The organism is Mycobacterium sp. IDUB_3 (assembly GCF_055419585.1).
On sequence record NZ_JBVAXZ010000001.1, the window covers coordinates 3,957,678 to 3,974,298 of the forward strand.

Sequence of the window (16,621 nt, forward strand, 5' to 3'; positions counted from 1 at the left end):
TGCGACGATGGGGACGCTCGGTCAGCTGAACGGCGTGCGACGGTCGAGCAGCCGGGACAGCCGGCCGCCGCCGCGCCAGGCGCGCGCCACCCAGTCCGCGTCGTCGTCGGTGACCAGGTTGGCCATCACCCGCACGGCTATGGTCATCAGCGTCGTCGAGCGCATCGCGATCGGTCCGGTCGACGGCAGAAACCGCTGGAACGTCAGCAGCAGCGCCAGCCGGCGCGCCACCGAGAAGCCGCGACCGTAGTGCTGCTGCAGCAGCGACGGCCACACCTGCGACAGGTCGGGGCAGTCCAGTAGCGCCGCGGCCAGCCGCCCGGTCTCGAGGCCGTAGTCGATGCCTTCGCCATTGAGGGGGTTCACACAGGCCGCGGCGTCGCCGATCAGCATCCAGTTGGCGCCGGCCACCCCCGACACCGCGCCGCCCATCGGCAGCAGCGCCGAGGCCACCGCCCGCGGGTGGCCGGTGAAGCCCCACTCGTCGCGGCGCAGGTCGGTGTAGTAGTCGATCAACGGCCGCAGGGCCAGGTCGGCGGGCCGTTTCGACGTCGACAACGCACCGACGCCGATGTTCACCTCGCCGTTGCCGAGCGGGAAGATCCAGCCGTACCCGGGCAGCACTTTGTCCTTGGAGCCGTCGGGTCCGCGCAGTTCCAGATGTGACGTAAGCCAGGGGTCGTCGGCGCGCGGTGTGGTCAGATACCCGCGCGCGGCGACGCCGTACACCGTTTCCTGGTGCCAGCGCCGGCCCAGCTTGCGGCCCAGCGACGAGCGCGCGCCGTCGGCCACGATCAAGTGGCCGCAGCTCACCTCGGTGCCGTCGGCCAGCGTCACCGATGTCACCCGGCCCGATGAATCATGTTGCGCCGCAACGGCCTTGGTCCCGAGCAGCATCCGCGCCCCGGAATCCTCGGCGACTTTGCGGATCCGGTCGTCCAGCTCGAAGCGGGCCACCGCGCTGCCGGTCGACGGGAACGACGGGCCGGGCCAATCGACCTCCACCTCGCCGCCGAACCCGCTCATCCGCAGTCCCCGATGCCGGATCCGGGTGTCCAGCCAGTCGCGCAGCCCCAGCCGTTCCAGCTCGGCGACCGCGCGCGGGGTCAGCCCGTCGCCGCAGGCCTTGTCGCGGGGAAAGCTCGCCGAATCGATGACCAGGACGTCGTTGCCCGCGCGGGCGGCCCAGGCCGCCGCCGCCGAACCCGCGGGTCCTGCGCCCACGACCACCACTTGGGCCTTGAGGGCTCGGGTCGCTCCCGTCTTCATGCACACCAGTATGTTTGGTCGCGTGAGTACTCCGGCGACGGTGGTGGCGGGCGTTGACTTCGGTGACCCCGGCTTCGCGGCGACCGTACGAGACGGTGTCGGCCGCATCGAGCAGCTCATGGAAGCGGAATTTCGCAGCGCCGACGACATCATGACCGAGTCGCTGACGCACCTGTTCAAGGCCGGCGGCAAGCGGTTCCGGCCGCTGTTCACCGTGCTGTCGGCGCAGATCGGGCCCGACCCGGACAGCGTGGACGTGACCATCGCCGGCGCCGTCATCGAGCTGGTGCACCTGGCCACGCTGTACCACGACGACGTGATGGACGAGGCCGAGGTTCGCCGCGGCACCCCCACCGCCAACGTGCGCTGGGGAAACAACGTCGCGATCCTGGCCGGCGACTACCTGTTCGCCACGGCATCCCGGTTGGTCTCCCGGCTGGGGCCCGAGGCGGTGCGGCTGATCGCCGAGACGTTCGCCCAGCTGGTGACGGGGCAGATGCGCGAGACGCGCGGGTTCGTCGAGGGATCCGACCCGATCGAGCACTATCTGAAAGTGGTGTACGAGAAGACCGCGTGCCTGATCGCCGCGGCGGGCCGGTTCGGTGCGATGTTCTCGGGCGCCGACGCCGATCAGGTGGAGCGGCTGAGCAGGCTGGGCGGCATCGTGGGCACCGCGTTCCAGATCTCCGACGACATCATCGACATCGACAGCGACTCGCACGAGTCCGGCAAGCTGCCCGGTACCGACGTGCGCGAAGGCGTGCACACCTTGCCGATGGTCTACGCGTTGCGCGAACCGGGGCCCGAGGCGGCGCGGCTGCGCGAGCTGCTGGTCGGGCCCATCGACGACGAGGCGGCGGTGGCAGAGGCGCTCAGGTTGTTGCGGGCATCCCCGGGCATGACCAAGGCCAAGCATTCGCTTCAGGAGTATGCCGAGCAGGCCCGCCAGGAGCTGGCCCTGCTGCCGGATGTCCCGGGCCGGCACGCCTTGCAGACGCTGGTCGACTACACCATCAGCCGGCACGGCTAGCGCGGCCCGTAACGGCCCTGCGGAACCAACGGGGCCGTCTCGGGCGTTCAATGAGCTGTAATCGGCAATAACGCGTGCACCCGAGTGTTCGCAAGGAGGACACCGATGACCTGGCATCCGCATCACAACACGTTCAAGACGTTCGCGTTGTTGGTTGGCATGTCCGCGTTGATCGTGTTCGTTGGTTCGCTGTTCGGCAGGACCGCGATGTTCCTCGCGGTGCTGTTCGCGATCGGCATGAACGTCTACACGTACTTCAACAGCGACAAGCTGGCGCTGCGGGCGATGCGCGCGCAGCCGGTCTCGGAGGTGCAGGCGCCGGCGATGTACCGGATCGTGCGTGAGCTGGCCACCGCCGCGCACCAGCCGATGCCCCGGCTGTACATCAGCGATACCAACGCACCCAACGCGTTCGCGACCGGGCGCAACCCGCGCAACGCGGCGGTTTGCTGCACCACCGGCATTCTGGACATCCTCACCGAACGCGAGCTGCGCGCCGTGCTGGGGCACGAGCTTTCGCACGTCTACAACCGCGACATCCTGATCTCGTGCATCGCCGGCGCGCTGGCGTCCGTGATCACCGCGCTGGCCAACATGGCCATGTTCGCCGGCATGTTCGGCGGTAACAACCGCGATGGCGAGAATCCCTTTGCGCTGCTGCTGGTTTCGCTGCTCGGTCCGATCGCCGCGACCGTGGTGCGGTTGGCGGTGTCGCGGTCACGCGAATACCAGGCGGATGAATCGGGCGCGGTGCTGACCGGTGACCCGCTGGCGCTGGCGTCGGCCCTGCGCAAGATTTCCGGTGGCGTCCAGGCGGCCCCGCTGCCTCCGGAGCCCCAACTGGCCAGCCAGGCGCACCTGATGATCGCCAACCCCTTCCGGGCGGGCGAGCGGATCGGGTCGCTGTTTTCGACACACCCGCCGATCGAGGACCGTATCCGTCGGCTGGAGGAAATGGCCGGGCGCTAAACCCGCGTTCGCAAGTACCATCGAAGTTGGATGTGATTAGCGATGACTGAACAAAACTCGATGGATATCCATGAAGCCGGGCTGGCGCTGGATCTGCCCGACTTGATCTTCGAAACGCGTGCCGGTGCCGGGATGAATCAGGCGCAACTGGCCGAGGCGCTGGGCACCACCCGCGAGGCCGTCGCCGCGTGGGAGGACGGGACCGAGGTCCCCCGCGTCGATGTGCTGCAACGGCTGGCGCAGGTGTGCGGCAAGCGTCTGCACATCCGCATCGAGGTGGACTGACCGCCCGAGCCGGGTCACGCCCGAGTCCAATTACGCTGCGGCCTCGGGCCTTTGCGCTTCGACCAGTGGCTCGTGCGTGTCGCGCTGACCCGTCTCCATCATGCCCTGGATGTGAACCGTCCCGTCCGTCGCCTCATGCTGTTGCTGCCAGTCGGTAATCGCCTGGTGCGCAGCGTGATCGAGGTAGTGGACGGCAATGGCCACCGTCGCCGTCGCGCCCTGCGGAACCGACGCCAGCATCCGCGTCAGCCTCGGCAGCGCCAGGAAGGTGCAGGCCGCGCCCTGGATGCTCACCCGCCATTCGTCGTCCACCGGCGTGGCTTCGATCTTGGCCCGGATCACCCTCCAGCCGGTCAACGTGATGGCCAGCGCGAGGCCGATGATGACCCCGTGCAGCAGGTTCAGGAAGATGACGCAGGCGGCCGTCACGACGTACACCGCGAGATCGCCTTGCTTCATTGCGGTTTCAATGTGCGCAGGCTTCAGCAGCTGAATCCCGATGACGATGAGCAGACCGGCGAGGGCGGCGGTGGGGATCTCCTCGACCAGGCCGGCGAACGGGATGGTGAACAACAGGATCCAGACTCCGTGCATGATCGCCGAGGCGCGGGATTTGGCCCCTGCGTTGACATTTGTCGAGCTGCGGACGATGACCCCGGTCACCGGGAGCCCGCCGACGGCGCCCGACACGATGTTGGCGGCGCCCTGCCCCACCAGCTCGCGGTTGAAATCGGTGCGTGGCCCGTTGTGCATCCGGTCGACCGACACCGCCGACAGCAGGCTCTCGACGCTGGCGATGAGCGCCACCGTGATCACCCCGATCGCGAACGCGCCCCAGTTGCCGTGGGGAAGATCGGGCAACCGCAGCGCGTCCAGTGGTGATCCCTCGAGGTTGATCCGGCGCACGTGGAACGGAAAGACCACCGAGATCACCGTCACTGCCACGATGGCGATCAGGGGACCGGGAACGCGGCGGACCTTGGCCGGCACCCATCGCCACGCCACCAGGATGACGATCACCAGCACCCCCAGGATCACGCCCGGACGGTGCGCGCCGATGATCTGGCCGGGCAGCCCGATCAGGTTGTGCCAGGCCGTGCTCTTGGATTTCCCGCCTAGCAACACGTGCGCCTGCTGCAGGGCGATCGTAATGCCGATGCCGGCCAGCATCGCGTGCACGACCACCGGTGAGATCGCCAGGGCGGCACGCGCAACCCGGCTGAGCCCTAGCAGAACCTGCACGGCTCCGGCGGCAACGGTGATCAAGCACGTTATGCCCCAACCGAAGTCGGAAACAAGCCCGGCGACAACCACCGTCAACCCGGCCGCGGGACCACTGACCTGCAGCGGGGACCCACCCAACGCGCCGACGATGATTCCGCCGACGATCGCGGCGATCAGGCCGGCGAGCACCGGCGCGTTGGACGCGATCGCGATCCCGAGCGACAGGGGGAGCGCGACCAGGAACACCACCAGGGATGACGGCAGGTCGTGCCGGATGACGCCGCGCAGGCGATCGATACGCGGTTCGGGCCGTTCCTGTTCACGGGTTCGATCACCCGCCTGTTCAACGTTGTGCATCGGTCGCGTCCCTCGGTAGGTGTTAGCGGGGGATGTTCCGATATCCGCCCCATCGTGCGCTCATTACCTCTTCGTAACGCGCTGGCGTACAAACGATTACGACCGGACCGACCCGAAAGATCGCGCCCGGAAACCCCTGGCCGCCTGGATCGAACGTATTTTGCTGGCAAAGGCCGGTCAAGCCGACGGGCCCTGCCCATAGAGAACACAAAGATTTGAATTACCCGGCGTTAACCAACCGGGTCAGAAGCCGGAGCCGTGCACCTCATGGCCGGGGACCTCGGCGATCAGGCCCCGATAGGCCTGCTCGACGGACGAGCCGTGGTTGATCACGGCGTCGACCTCCCGGGCGATCGGCATGGTGAGGCCGAATTCGTTGGCAAACTCCATGATCACGCTGGCGGCCTTGACGCCCTCGGCGACCTGGTTCATCGAGGCGATGATCTCGTCGATCGGCTTGCCCGCCCCCAGTTGTTCACCGACGTGCCGGTTACGGCTGCGCTGGCTGGTGCAGGTGACGATGAGGTCGCCCAGGCCGGCCAGGCCCGGGAAGGTCTCGGGATTTCCGCCCAGGGCGACGCCCAGCTTGGTCATCTCGCGCAGCGCGCGGGCGATCACCAGCGCGCGAGTGTTTTCCCCGATGCCCAGCGAGTAGCCCATCCCGACCGATATGGCATAGACGTTCTTCAACGCGCCGGCCATCTCCACCCCGACGACGTCGTCGGTGGTGTACACGCGGAAGCGCCGGGTGCGGAACAGGCCCGACAGCCGGGTCGCCAGGTGCTGGTCGGGCATCGCCAGCACCGCCGCGGCCGCGTAGCCCTCGCCAACCTCGCGGGCGATGTTCGGTCCGGCCAGGATGCCCGCGGGATGCCCGGGCAGCGTCTCCTCGATGATCTGCGACATCCGCATGTTGGTGCCCTGCTCGAGCCCCTTGACCAGCGACACCACCGGCACCCACGGCCGCAGTTCCTTGGCCAGCTCGCTCAGCACGCCCCGAAAGCCGTGCGAGGGAACGCCCATCACGACGACGTCGGCGGAGTTCGCCGCCTCGGCGAAGTCGGTGGTGGCGCGCAGGGTGTCGCTCAGCACGACGTCGTTGCCGAGGTAGCGACTGTTGCGGTGATTGTCGTTGATGTCGGCGGCAGTCTCCTCGGAGCGCACCCACTGCAGCGTCGGCCCGCGACGCGCGCAGATTGAGGCCACGGTGGTGCCCCAGGAACCGCCACCGAGGACAACGACTTTGGGTTCGCGCTTCTCAGGTGCCATGGCGATCAGCGTATTGCGGACACCTGCGATTTAGTAGCAGTTCAACAACACCCGCCCGCGCTAGCCCGCCAGCGGCGCCCGGTCGTCGACCCGGCCGAACACCATCGCCTCCTCGATGCGGTCGAAGCGGTAGTCGAGGGCGTCGGCGAGGTAGTTCTGCCGCACGTTCCACGGCCGCTTGGTGCCCGACTTCGGCAGCATGTGCACCGAGCGCAGCACGTAGCCGGCGTTGATGTCCCACGACGGCTTCTCGGTCATCGGCTCGTCGCCGCGATGCGGGGCGGCGTGAGTGTAGCCGTGAGCGGCCATGTGCTCCATCAGCTTTGCCGTGGCGCGGGCGGTGATGTCGGCGCGCAGCGTCCACGACGCATTGGTGTAGCCCACGCACCAGAACAGGTTCGGCACGTCTTCGAGCATGTGCGCTTTGTAGACGAAGCGGTCGCTGGTCTTGATCTCGGTGCCGTCCAGGCTGATGGCGGCCCCGCCCAGCGCCTGCAGTTGTAGCCCGGTGGCCGTGACGATGATGTCGGCGTCGAGGTGCCCGCCGGATTTCAGCGCGATGCCGGTCGCGTCGAAATGGTCGATGTGGTCGGTGACCACCTCGGCGCCGCCCGCGGTGATGGCGTTGTACAGATCGGCGTCGGGGATCAGGCACATCCGCTGGTCCCACGGGTTGTAGCGCGGCTTGAAGTGGGTGTCGACGTCGTAGCCTGCGGGCAGGCTGCTGATCGCCTTGCGCCGCAGCAGCCATCGCACCAGCCCCGGCGCCTTGCGGGACAACGCGAAGAACACCGCCTCGGTCAGGGCGCTGTACATACGGATGACCAGATGCGCGGGCTTGCGGGGCAACAGCTTTCGAGAGATCGCGGCGACGGCGCCATACTTGGACGCCGAAATCAGATACGTCGGCGAGCGCTGCAGCATGGTGACTTTCGCGGCGCGGTCCGACAACGACGGCAGCAGCGTGACCGCGGTTGCCCCGCTGCCGATCACCACGACCCTCTTGCCGGTGTAGTCCAGGTCTTCGGGCCAGTGCTGCGGGTGCACCACGGTGCCGTCGAACTGCTCGATGCCGGGGAAGTCGGGGGTGTAGCCCTCGTCGTAGTTGTAGTAGCCGCTGCCGAAGAACAGGAAGCGGCCGCGGTACAGCATGCGTGCGCCGTCCTGCTCGACGGTGACCGTCCAGGTGTCGGTGGCGGAGTCCCAGTCGGCCGAGCGCACGTGGCTGTTGAACCGGATGTGCCGGTCGATGCCGTACTTGCGCGCGGTGGCGGCCAGGTACTCGCGGATGTGCACGCCGTCGGCGACGCCCTCTTTGCGCGTCCACGGCTCGAACGGGAAGGACAGCGTGAAGATGCTGCTGTCGGAGCGCACCCCGGGGTAGCGGAACAGGTCCCACGTCCCGCCGATCTGGGCGCGCCGCTCCAGGACGGTGTACGTCATGTGCGGATTGCGCTCGATGATCCGATAGGCCGCGTCGATGCCCGAGATGCCGGCACCGACGATGATCACGTCGGAATATCCGGCCTCGGTCGCACCGCTGTCGGCGGCTTCCTGGGGAGTCACGGGCATCGTGAACCTCGCTCAAATTGTGGGACTCGTCACCAGCCTAGAGACCCACCGGTTGGTCGGGCCAGTAACGCGCGAATCCGTGCCACACGGCCGGCCAACCGCGCCGGTCAGCGGTAGTTGACGAACTGCAGCGCGACTTCCAGGTCGGCCTGCTTGAGCAGCGCTTGGACGGCCTGCAGATCGTCGCGCTTTTTGCTGGTGACCCGGATTTCGTCGCCCTGGATCTGGGTCTTGACGGACTTGGGGCCGTCGTCGCGGACCAGCTTGGTGATCTTCTTGGCGTTCTCGCTGCTGATGCCCTGCTTGAGGGTGCCGCTGATCTTGTAGGTCTTGCCGGAGGCCTGCGGTTCGCCGGCGTCGAAGGCCTTCATCGAGATGTCACGGCGGATCAGCTTCTCCTTGAAGACGTCGACCGCGGCCTTGACGCGTTCCTCGGTGGACGACGTCAACTCGATCGCCTCGTCGCCCTTCCAGGCGATTGTGGTGTCGGTGCCGCGGAAGTCGAATCGGGTGGCCAACTCCTTGGCGGCCTGGTTGAGCGCGTTGTCGACCTCCTGGCGATCCACTTTGCTGACGATGTCGAACGATGAGTCCGCCATGCATTCGGTCCCTTCACTCGGTGATAGGCGTTTGTGCTTTGTCTACTCGCTCGTTGTAACCTGTCTGGCGGCAGGTTGCCCGAGCGGCCAATGGGAGCGGACTGTAAATCCGTCGCGAAAGCTTCACAGGTTCGAATCCTGTACCTGCCACCAAAGGTTTGTAGGCCACGGGACGTCTTCAGGTTCCGGTGCGGATGTCGTCCGCATGCTCGCCGCATCGTAGCGCTCGGTGCGTCGGTCGGTGGCCGGCCGGGCAGGGGCCCACCGACACCGCCAGCGCGCGTAAGCCTCAATGCGCCCAATCGCAGCGCCACGGTCGCCGGCACGGCAGCTGAACCCCAACCGAGGGCTGGGTGGCGGCAACGTTGTGTGCCGGGAAGCGCTCGTGGTCGCCCCGGTGCAAACGCAGGCACCTGGCTGCAACTGGACGGTGCGATCATCGCGTCGAATCATGGCCGGAACACTGCCGACGCTCGCCGGCGCGCCCTGAGGACGAAATACAAGGCGGGAAAACAGATTAGGGCTTTCGAGCTTTCTTCGGACCGACCCGGCTCCGGGACATCTGTCCGGCCGCCCTCGGGGCTTGCCGGGCGCCGCCGGAAAGCCCGGTCTAATATACGGATGTCAAACAAACCGGCTGAAACCCGCACGGCCGCAATCCTCCCCACCACGTGTTTTCGCGCGTAGCGTTGTATCTACCTGGGAAAGGTCGTTGCCCATGAGCGTCACATCTGACATCGGCAAGGCCACCGGACTGTTCCAACACGGCGTCGAGCTGATGGATTCTGTAGATAGCGTGGGCGGCCTCGAAGCCGCACGAAACACGCTGCAGGACGCTATGTTCGAACTACTAGACGTGAAAGTTGCTCTTCCGCCTAGCGATCCTATGGTGAGGCGCCTGGATGAAACCGTGCGGCGCGGGAACGACCACCTCGATCGCCTCGACATTTTCATCTCCGAAGCGACGGGCTGAGCTCTTTCGACGGGCTCCCCGACCGAGACGGCACCCCGGCGCTGACTCCTCCCAACCCAACCCAGGCGTCGGGGTGCCCCACTGTCCGAGTTACCGACACTCGTTGTGTCCGAGGCGTTCCGATCGTGGCCGCCGCAGCCGCCACCGTTGGACGCAACCGCATGCCGCGTGAATCAGCCCCACGAACCGAGCCCGTCCACCGACGCCGCCAACGCCCCGGCAACGCTGAAATCCCCGCCGTCGTTCGAGGACACGCAAACCCAGGTGCAGCCCAGGATAGCCGAAATCGCCTCGGCCACAATCAAATTGATATCCGCGATCGCCTGGGAGATACCCCACGGGGGCTACGGCCCGAATGGAATCTTCATCAAGGTGGGCTGCCGGGGCAACCTCGTCGCGTCGGGCTATACCGGCTGCGGCGCGACAAGAATTAGCTTCGGACGTCACTCGAGGCGATCGCGCCCGCCCGCGGGGCTGCCGCCCGCCCCGACGGCCGCCAGCGCGGCCTCGTCCCGGCCCGAGCACACGCTCGGTGCCTCATCCGGGGCAGCGCCATTTTCGATCGCCTGGCTGCGGCCCAGGGCGACGGTGGCCGCCGCCATCGCCGCAACCGCGACGGCAAGCATGAGCGCCGTCAGGCCGCCCACCGCCAGGTGCTCACCGAGCACGACGACCCCGAGCAGGACGGCGACCACCGGTTCACCCACCAGCATGATCGGTACCGACGCCTGCAGCGTGCCCGCGTGAAACGCGGAGTTCTGCACCACGGTCACGGTCACCGCCAGCGCCACCAGCACATACGGGGCGGGAACGGTCATGAGCGCATGCCATCCGCCGACCGAGTAGCGGTGGGTGCAGACCTTTGTGACGACCGCGATCATGCCGAGCAGGATCGCCACCGCGACACCCAGCAGCGAGGCACGCACCCGGCCCGCGGCGCGATGGGCCGCGATGACACAGGCGATCACCGATGGCACGGTGATCGCCAGCGCCAGCGTCCACGCTGGAATCGGGGGACGGCTGTGGCCCTCGCGTGGCTGGCCCACCAGCAGGAAGACCGCCAGCGCGACCGTCAGCAGCATCGCCCAGCCCCACTGGACCCGACTGATGCGCTGGTGGCATAGCGCCGCGCTCAATGGCAGCGCGAACAGCAACGACGACACCAGTAGCGGCTGGACGAGCAGCAGCGACCCGTGCGCCAGCGCCACGGCCTGAAACGTGTAGCCGGCGAACGCGGCAAACGTCCCCGCCCACCACAGCGGCTGGCGGACCAGCGTCGTAGCCATCGCCGCGGACATGGCCTCATCACCCGGAACGCGCTGGGTGGCCCGCTGGCGGACCACGATGCCCACCGCGGCCCAGAATGCGGAAAGCAAAGCCGACAAGATCGCGACCGCGTGCGTCGTCACCCACCCCATGCCCTGAGGGGTACCCCTGACCTCGGCGCGGTTAACTCGCTCTTTCGGCGCCGGCCCGTCCCGCCTTACCCTGGGTGGCCGGCGGGAAGTTCGTCCCGATCGGCCGATCGAAAGGAAACATGCTGCGTACCAAGGTAATCACCATAGTGGCAATCGTCGCTGCCATTGCGTCAGCGGCGCTGACCCAGCTGCCCTGGATCGACCTGAGCCACTTGGGTTTTCCCATCCGGTGGAATGGCCTCGGCATATACGACGGAGAGGATGCCGATCACTATGGCGCCTTGCTCAGCGGCATGGTGAACAGCGCGCCGGGTTGGATTGTGCTGGTCGCCGCGCTCGGGGCCGCCGCCGCGTTGCTGGCCGCACTGCGGGTGCGCTGGCTCGGCCTCGTCGCGTGCGGCTGTGCTGCGGTCGCATTCGTCACCGCCGTCCTGTGCTGGGTGTATCCGGCATTGCTGGTCGACGGCACCAAGCACGAGATGGGGGCGTCCGGGCTGGCGGACCGGGAGTTTGTGAACTCCGGCGCACTGCTCGCCGAGGCCGCGGTCACCGCCGTGCTGTTGGTCTGTACCGTACTCGCCGTCTTCAGAACGAAAAGCGGTGTCAGCGAGGATGATTGAGGGATCGCGTTAGGCGGGGTGCAGGCTGACGGGTATGCCGGAATAGCGCACCATGCCGGTCACCACGTCGATGTCGTCCTTGTTGGTCAGGCGGTTGACGTTGGCCACGTGGTGACCGTGCGGGATCGACACCGCGCCGCGCCGGATGGAGGCGTCGACCTTCGCGATGCCGGTCAGTTCGCCGCTGGTGCTGCGGACGGTGACCTTCTGGCCGTCGACGACTCCCGCGGCGGCGCCGTCGTCGGGATGGATGAGGATCTCGGGGGCTTCGCCGAGAAAATCGAGCTGCCCGTTGAGCTTTCGGCGCTGCCGGCGCGGCACCATCACCAGCGGCGCGGGCGGTCGTAGGGCCGCGAGCTGGTCGACCAGCAGCGGGGGCGCCAACCGCCAGCCGCCCATTCGCGCGATATGGTCGTCGACCCAGGCCGCCGGTAGTTCGCGCGGCGCCTCGGCCCAGCCCACGGCCGCCACCTCATCGAAACCCGTTCGCGCGCCGGCCAATAGGACGGACAGCACGTCGTCGTCGGTGCTGGTGTCGGGGTTGCCGAGATTGCCGAGGTCGTAACCCAGCCGGCGACCGAGTTCGGCGAACACCCACCACATCGAGCGCCGTTCGCCGACCGGCGCGACGACGGCCGGGCTGTACTGCACCGACACATGCGAACTCAGGATGTCGTGGATGGTGATGTCGGGGCGCTCCAACGGATCCTTGGTGGGCAGCACGTGCGTGGCCAGTTCCGTGGTCTCGTTATTGATGATCTCGGTGGTGGCGAACACCTCGAGGTTCTGCAGCGCCGGAATCAGCTTGGCCGTCTCGGGAAACGAGGTGACCAGGCTGCCGCCGACGTTGATCAGGGCGCGGATGTTGCCGGCGGCGATTTCGTCGGGCAGCACCGCGCACGGCCACTCGTTGATGAAGGCCTGCGCCTCGGGACGGCTGCGCGGCCCGGGGCCGAAAGCCCCCTCGATCGGCGTGACGGGCAGGAACTCGCCGAAAGTTTCCAGCTGGTAAGCGAATCCGGGATGGAACCAGGTACCGCCGGGCCGGTTCATCGCGCCGGTGAGGATCATCAGCACCCAGGCGAGCCACTGAGTGACGTTGGCGCGCTCGGCCGTCATGGTGACGCCGGTGCCGGTCTCGACCGCGACGCACTTGGCGGCGCGCACCGCCTCGCACAGCCGGACCAGGTCGACCTCGGCGACGTCGGCGAGCTGCGCGGTGTGCTCGAGTGTGAACGGTCGCACCGCGGCGACCAGCGCCTCGATGCCCTGCACCGGCACATCGGTTTTCATTCCGTCGCATAGGATTTCGCGAACCAGGTAGGCCAGCACCGCGTGGTCGGTGCTGGGTCGCGGCGCCAGATGGGCGGTGGCCAGCCGCGCGGTCTCGGTGCGGCGCGGGTCGATCACCCAAACCTGTCCGCGCCGGGCGATTTCACGCACCGTGCCGGTCGGGTTGGGCATCGAGATCGCATGGCCGTGCGACACAACGGGATTGACACCGACGAGCAATAGAAAGTCGGCGTTGTCCAGGTCGGTTCGGCCGGACAACCCCATGAATCCGCCGACCAGGTCAGAGACCAGGGGTTTGGCGGTGCCGTCGATGGTCAGCGGGCTGAACTTGGCCGGTGTGCCGATCGCGGCGTGCAGGGCCTCGGCCATCCGGAAGCCGGCGCTTTCCATGGTGGAGAAGTAGAACGCAACCGACTCGGGTCCGTGCCGGTCGATGATCTCCTTCAGCCGGACGCCCAGGTCGTCCAGGCAGGCGTCCCAGGTGGCGTCCTGCAGCCGGCCGACCACCCGCATCCGCGGACGCTCGAGCCGGTCCGGGTGATGGTGCAGCTGCGGTAACGCGCGACCCTTCGGACAGGTGTAGCCGTGCGAGAAGGGATGATCCTGATCGCCGCGGACGCGGACCACCTCGTCGCCGTCGACGTCGACGAGGATGCCGCAGACCGAGGTGCAGACGCGGCAGAAGCTACGCACCGTTTGCATACTCCGGTAACGTACTCTCGCCATTCGAGAAGGCCTATCGCATTTTCGAGAATGGCCATGTCGTTTTGGCTAATGGGGCTCTCCGAGCAGTGCCGGATGCTGCACAAGTACCTCACCCGCGCGCTGTGCTTCGTGACCATCGGCTTCGGCCTCTACATGGTTCCGCAGGCCCTCGGCTTGTTCTGAGCGCGAGCCAGCCTCAGAACCAGGGCCCGGGGTAGTGGCCGTCCTGGTCCTGCACCATGACGATCTCCTTGCACTCGCCATTGGACCCCGGTGCGGTCTCGCCGCGGCACACCAGGGTCCATCCGGAGATGCGCTCGAAGGGGCGTAGTGACCAGTTCGGTGCTACGGGATCGGTTGCGGGCAAGGCGATTACGGAGAATGTGCCGCCGGTGCCGGTGGTGTAGAGGTGGTCTTCGAAAAACGCCAGCTTGGCGATCGAGAGCTTCTTGGCGTCGTCTCGGCTCTTCTGGAAGTCCCACTGCTGGCTGCGCAGGTTCCACACGCCGAAGCCGAATTGGGAGCTGTCCGAGCCGTGGCCGTCGACGAACAGTTTCCCATCGGACAGCTCCGCGGTCAGTCCGCCGCCGGAGATCCGGTCGGAATCGCCGATCTTGATGATGGACTTGGCGTTGAGGTCGTAGAACATCGTCGACAGCACCGGGGGGCTGTAGGAATCCCAGTGCGTGATCTTCACCAGTTTGTTTGGGCCGTCGGTCAATTCGGCGTCGACGGATTGCACGTCGTTGTCCTGGTAGATCGCCTCCCCGCTGGGCCGGCGCAGCTCGGCGCCGGATGTCTTGGGAGGCTCGGTGTTGCGCGCGAACGCGAGAACGTCCTGCCAGACCCGGCCGGGCTGGGGGTCGTTCCATATCATCGACAGGTCGGCGCCGGACAGGACCACGGTGCGGGGCGGCGTCGCGGCGCCGTGGCCGTCGGTGAAGGCGTTGAGCCACGCCACCCCCGATGCGGTCGAGGCCAGCGCCCAATCCTTCGGCACGGCCGGCTTCAGGTCGGGGGCGGGCGGCACCAACTCCTTGGTGGCCACCTGCTGGCCCGACTTGGAGTCGAACAGGTAGGCGGTGGTCGCGGTGACTTCGGGGGACGGGGCCTGCGCCGGCGCGACGGTCGTGACGAGGTACACGACCTTCATCTCGTCGGCGGTGCCGGTCAGGGCGCAGATGCCGCCGGTGATGTTCTGCCCGGCCGGGATGGTGGGGATGGCGGGCGCGACGTATTGCCCGGTCTTCGGGTCGAAGATCTTCGGCCGGATGTCCTCGAGCGCCGTTTTGCCGGCCGAGAACTTCTCCGGGCAACCGAAATACGCCGTTCCGCCGTAGCTTTTCCAATCCTTCTGCAGCGGACCGGTGATCGGGTTGGGCGGGGGAGCCGCGCGGGCACTGGTTTTCGAGACCGATGTCGAGGTGGTGGCGGTGAGCGGGGGCGGCGCCGCGGTCTCCGAACAGGACGCCATGGCCAGGCAGCCGACCGACGCGACCGCGGCACGCCCGTAGGTGAACAGGCGGTGCCGGGACGCATGCACCCAGGCTGCACGCATTGAAAACCCCCGTTAAGTTCGTGTAACCAAGGAGCGTACGGCCGCCCCGATGCGACCGCGACTCGGGCGCATAGCGGCCTTTGTCACAGCAGCCGCCGGCGATACCTATCGGTCGAACTCGATGGGCAGGCTCGTCGGCCCGCTGAGGCTCACCATCGGCTTCCACGGCGCCGGCCCGGCCATGCGCGGGTTTCGCAGCCGGTTCGCGAGGACATTCAGCGATTCGGCGATCTCCCGCCTGGCCAGGTTGGCGCCCAGGCAGTAATGCACGCCGCCGCCGAAGGTCAGGATGGGCGGCGCCGCATCACGGGTGATGTCGACACGGTCGGGGTCGTCGTACACCGCCGGATCACGGTTGGCCGCAAAGGTATTCACCAACACCGCGGTGCCGGCGGGGAATGAGTAGCCGTCGAGCTCGGCATCCTCGACCACCAGCCGCAGGGTTCCGCACGCGATCGGCGAGTGCCGCATCGTCTCCTCGACGGCACGCATCGCCAGCTCGGGCCGCTGCCGCAGCAGCTCCCACTGCTCCGGATGTTCGCACAGCACCTGCACGGAGGCGGCCACCTGGTTGCGGGTGGTGTCCGTCCCCGCCAACAGCAGGCCACCGGCCAGCATGCGCAGCTCGGCGGCATCCAGGCGGTCGCCCTCGTCCTCGGCGCGAATCAGGTCGGAAAGCAGGTCTTCGGTCAGACTGTGCCGGCGGCGCTCGACCATCTCGTCGACGTAGTCGTCGAGCTCGCGCCACGCGCGCATCACGACGGGCTCGACCGCGCTGAGGTCCACGCTGAAGCTGAAGGCCTTGAACACGTCGTCGGCCCATAGGGAGAACTGTTGCCAATCCTCGCGCGGTGCGCCGAGCAGCGCGCAGATGATCGGCACGGGGTAGGGGCGCGCGATGTCGGTGACGACGTCGCAACGGCCCGCGTCGGCCACCGCATCGACCAACTCGTTCATCACGCCGGCCATGGTGTCGTGCAGGCGCGCGACCGTTCGCGGGGTGAACGCCTTGGAGCACAGGCTGCGCAGCCGATGGTGCGCGTCGCCCTCCAGGCATAGCAGGCTGTTGGTGACCTTGTCCCACAGCGGGCCCGAGTCGATGCCCTGCGCGAGCAGGTTGATGCCGGGCGGGATCTGGAACCGGGGATCGCGAAGGACGGAACGGACCAGGCGGTAGGAGAGCACCTCGGGACCGTGGGGCCCCATTGCGACGCGGGCCTGCCGCTGCGCCTCCCGCAGCCGCGGGTAGACCTGCGCGGGTGGTTCTTCGGGGTCGTACGAGAGCGTCGGCAGTTCGGCCTCGAAAACGCTTGGAGGAGCGGCACCGACGGTCATGACGGTCTCCTTGGTTCCGCAGCCGGCTGCGGACGACTTTCAGACAATGTATGGCCAGGGCTGGGGAGTGTCAACGACATCGCCCATCACTCGGCGTCGGCGCCATACACCAAATAGAAAACGCATTGCCGCGGCGGACGCACGG

At 67.4% G+C, this 16,621-nt stretch carries 15 protein-coding genes and 1 tRNA gene; 7 read left to right on the forward strand and 9 right to left on the reverse strand.

Features of this window, described 5'->3' with window-relative positions; all coding sequences use genetic code 11:
- Window positions 1-21: 21 nt before the first annotated feature.
- Window positions 22-1,269, reverse strand: coding sequence for a menaquinone reductase (gene menJ / locus ACZYVJ_RS18395; protein ID WP_463832332.1), 1,248 nt, complete (start codon window positions 1,267-1,269; stop codon window positions 22-24).
- A 22-nt stretch (window positions 1,270-1,291) separates the two neighbouring features.
- On the opposite strand from menJ, the gene grcC1 reads away from it, so the two are divergent.
- The 3 genes from grcC1 (at window position 1,292) to ACZYVJ_RS18410 (ending at window position 3,553) form a co-directional block, all read left to right on the forward strand.
- On the forward strand, window positions 1,292-2,299 hold the full coding sequence (gene grcC1 / locus ACZYVJ_RS18400; RefSeq protein WP_463832333.1) for a nonaprenyl/(2E,6E)-farnesyl/geranylgeranyl diphosphat synthase: 1,008 nt from the start codon (window positions 1,292-1,294) through the stop codon (window positions 2,297-2,299).
- Between the two features lie 105 nt (window positions 2,300-2,404).
- Entirely contained in the window at window positions 2,405-3,268 is an 864-nt protein-coding gene (htpX, locus tag ACZYVJ_RS18405) for a zinc metalloprotease HtpX (protein WP_463832334.1), read from the forward strand.
- Between the two features lie 42 nt (window positions 3,269-3,310).
- A complete protein-coding gene (locus tag ACZYVJ_RS18410) occupies window positions 3,311-3,553 on the forward strand; it encodes a helix-turn-helix transcriptional regulator (protein ID WP_463832335.1) in 243 nt (80 codons plus the stop codon).
- A 30-nt stretch (window positions 3,554-3,583) separates the two neighbouring features.
- Here the strand turns inward: ACZYVJ_RS18410 and ACZYVJ_RS18415 are convergent, their stop codons facing one another.
- From ACZYVJ_RS18415 to ACZYVJ_RS18430, 4 genes are all read right to left on the reverse strand, one after another.
- Window positions 3,584-5,134: a SulP family inorganic anion transporter gene (locus ACZYVJ_RS18415; RefSeq protein WP_463832336.1), complete on the reverse strand. Its 1,551-nt coding sequence runs from the start codon at window positions 5,132-5,134 to the stop codon at window positions 3,584-3,586.
- 243 nt (window positions 5,135-5,377) lie between these two features.
- Window positions 5,378-6,403 (reverse strand): NAD(P)H-dependent glycerol-3-phosphate dehydrogenase, encoded by a 1,026-nt coding sequence (locus tag ACZYVJ_RS18420; protein WP_463832337.1) that lies wholly within the window; start codon window positions 6,401-6,403, stop codon window positions 5,378-5,380.
- Between the two features lie 60 nt (window positions 6,404-6,463).
- Complete coding sequence (locus tag ACZYVJ_RS18425; protein WP_463832338.1) at window positions 6,464-7,975, reverse strand: flavin-containing monooxygenase; 1,512 nt, start codon at window positions 7,973-7,975, stop codon at window positions 6,464-6,466.
- A 107-nt stretch (window positions 7,976-8,082) separates the two neighbouring features.
- Window positions 8,083-8,574 (reverse strand): YajQ family cyclic di-GMP-binding protein, encoded by a 492-nt coding sequence (locus tag ACZYVJ_RS18430; protein ID WP_463832339.1) that lies wholly within the window; start codon window positions 8,572-8,574, stop codon window positions 8,083-8,085.
- A gap of 69 nt (window positions 8,575-8,643) precedes the next feature.
- Here ACZYVJ_RS18430 and ACZYVJ_RS18435 point away from each other — a divergent pair.
- A tRNA-Tyr gene (locus tag ACZYVJ_RS18435) sits at window positions 8,644-8,727 on the forward strand.
- Between the two features lie 565 nt (window positions 8,728-9,292).
- Window positions 9,293-9,547, forward strand: coding sequence for a hypothetical protein (locus tag ACZYVJ_RS18440; protein ID WP_463832340.1), 255 nt, complete (start codon window positions 9,293-9,295; stop codon window positions 9,545-9,547).
- Window positions 9,548-9,990: 443 nt separating this feature from the next.
- Here the strand turns inward: ACZYVJ_RS18440 and ACZYVJ_RS18445 are convergent, their stop codons facing one another.
- Complete coding sequence (locus ACZYVJ_RS18445; protein WP_463832341.1) at window positions 9,991-10,965, reverse strand: DMT family transporter; 975 nt, start codon at window positions 10,963-10,965, stop codon at window positions 9,991-9,993.
- A 119-nt stretch (window positions 10,966-11,084) separates the two neighbouring features.
- Here ACZYVJ_RS18445 and ACZYVJ_RS18450 point away from each other — a divergent pair, with 119 nt between their 5' ends.
- Entirely contained in the window at window positions 11,085-11,585 is a 501-nt protein-coding gene (locus ACZYVJ_RS18450) for a hypothetical protein (protein WP_463832342.1), read from the forward strand.
- 9 nt (window positions 11,586-11,594) lie between these two features.
- On the opposite strand, the gene ACZYVJ_RS18455 is transcribed toward ACZYVJ_RS18450, so the two are convergent.
- On the reverse strand, window positions 11,595-13,580 hold the full coding sequence (locus ACZYVJ_RS18455; protein WP_463832343.1) for a molybdopterin-containing oxidoreductase family protein: 1,986 nt from the start codon (window positions 13,578-13,580) through the stop codon (window positions 11,595-11,597).
- A 57-nt stretch (window positions 13,581-13,637) separates the two neighbouring features.
- On the opposite strand from ACZYVJ_RS18455, the gene ACZYVJ_RS18460 reads away from it, so the two are divergent.
- Window positions 13,638-13,766: a hypothetical protein gene (locus ACZYVJ_RS18460; RefSeq protein ID WP_463833094.1), complete on the forward strand. Its 129-nt coding sequence runs from the start codon at window positions 13,638-13,640 to the stop codon at window positions 13,764-13,766.
- Window positions 13,767-13,779: 13 nt separating this feature from the next.
- Here the strand turns inward: ACZYVJ_RS18460 and ACZYVJ_RS18465 are convergent, their stop codons facing one another.
- Window positions 13,780-15,141, reverse strand: a complete 1,362-nt coding sequence (locus ACZYVJ_RS18465; RefSeq protein WP_463832344.1) for a hypothetical protein — start codon at window positions 15,139-15,141, stop codon at window positions 13,780-13,782.
- Window positions 15,142-15,246: 105 nt separating this feature from the next.
- Window positions 15,247-16,476 (reverse strand): cytochrome P450, encoded by a 1,230-nt coding sequence (locus tag ACZYVJ_RS18470; RefSeq protein WP_463832345.1) that lies wholly within the window; start codon window positions 16,474-16,476, stop codon window positions 15,247-15,249.
- Window positions 16,477-16,621 lie beyond the last annotated feature (145 nt).

What these genes read in the sequence shown, in the direction of transcription:
- menJ (WP_463832332.1), bottom strand. Translation starts at nt 1,269, where the DNA reads ATGAAGACGGGAGCGACCCGAGCCCTCAAGGCCCAAGTGGTGGTCGTG.
- htpX (WP_463832334.1), top strand. Translation starts at nt 2,405, where the DNA reads ATGACCTGGCATCCGCATCACAACACGTTCAAGACGTTCGCGTTGTTG.
- ACZYVJ_RS18410 (WP_463832335.1), top strand. Translation starts at nt 3,311, where the DNA reads ATGACTGAACAAAACTCGATGGATATCCATGAAGCCGGGCTGGCGCTG.
- ACZYVJ_RS18415 (WP_463832336.1), bottom strand. Translation starts at nt 5,134, where the DNA reads ATGCACAACGTTGAACAGGCGGGTGATCGAACCCGTGAACAGGAACGG.
- ACZYVJ_RS18420 (WP_463832337.1), bottom strand. Translation starts at nt 6,403, where the DNA reads ATGGCACCTGAGAAGCGCGAACCCAAAGTCGTTGTCCTCGGTGGCGGT.
- ACZYVJ_RS18425 (WP_463832338.1), bottom strand. Translation starts at nt 7,975, where the DNA reads ATGCCCGTGACTCCCCAGGAAGCCGCCGACAGCGGTGCGACCGAGGCC.
- ACZYVJ_RS18430 (WP_463832339.1), bottom strand. Translation starts at nt 8,574, where the DNA reads ATGGCGGACTCATCGTTCGACATCGTCAGCAAAGTGGATCGCCAGGAG.
- ACZYVJ_RS18440 (WP_463832340.1), top strand. Translation starts at nt 9,293, where the DNA reads ATGAGCGTCACATCTGACATCGGCAAGGCCACCGGACTGTTCCAACAC.
- ACZYVJ_RS18445 (WP_463832341.1), bottom strand. Translation starts at nt 10,965, where the DNA reads ATGGGGTGGGTGACGACGCACGCGGTCGCGATCTTGTCGGCTTTGCTT.
- ACZYVJ_RS18450 (WP_463832342.1), top strand. Translation starts at nt 11,085, where the DNA reads ATGCTGCGTACCAAGGTAATCACCATAGTGGCAATCGTCGCTGCCATT.
- ACZYVJ_RS18455 (WP_463832343.1), bottom strand. Translation starts at nt 13,580, where the DNA reads ATGCAAACGGTGCGTAGCTTCTGCCGCGTCTGCACCTCGGTCTGCGGC.
- ACZYVJ_RS18460 (WP_463833094.1), top strand. Translation starts at nt 13,638, where the DNA reads ATGTCGTTTTGGCTAATGGGGCTCTCCGAGCAGTGCCGGATGCTGCAC.
- ACZYVJ_RS18465 (WP_463832344.1), bottom strand. Translation starts at nt 15,141, where the DNA reads ATGCGTGCAGCCTGGGTGCATGCGTCCCGGCACCGCCTGTTCACCTAC.
- ACZYVJ_RS18470 (WP_463832345.1), bottom strand. Translation starts at nt 16,476, where the DNA reads ATGACCGTCGGTGCCGCTCCTCCAAGCGTTTTCGAGGCCGAACTGCCG.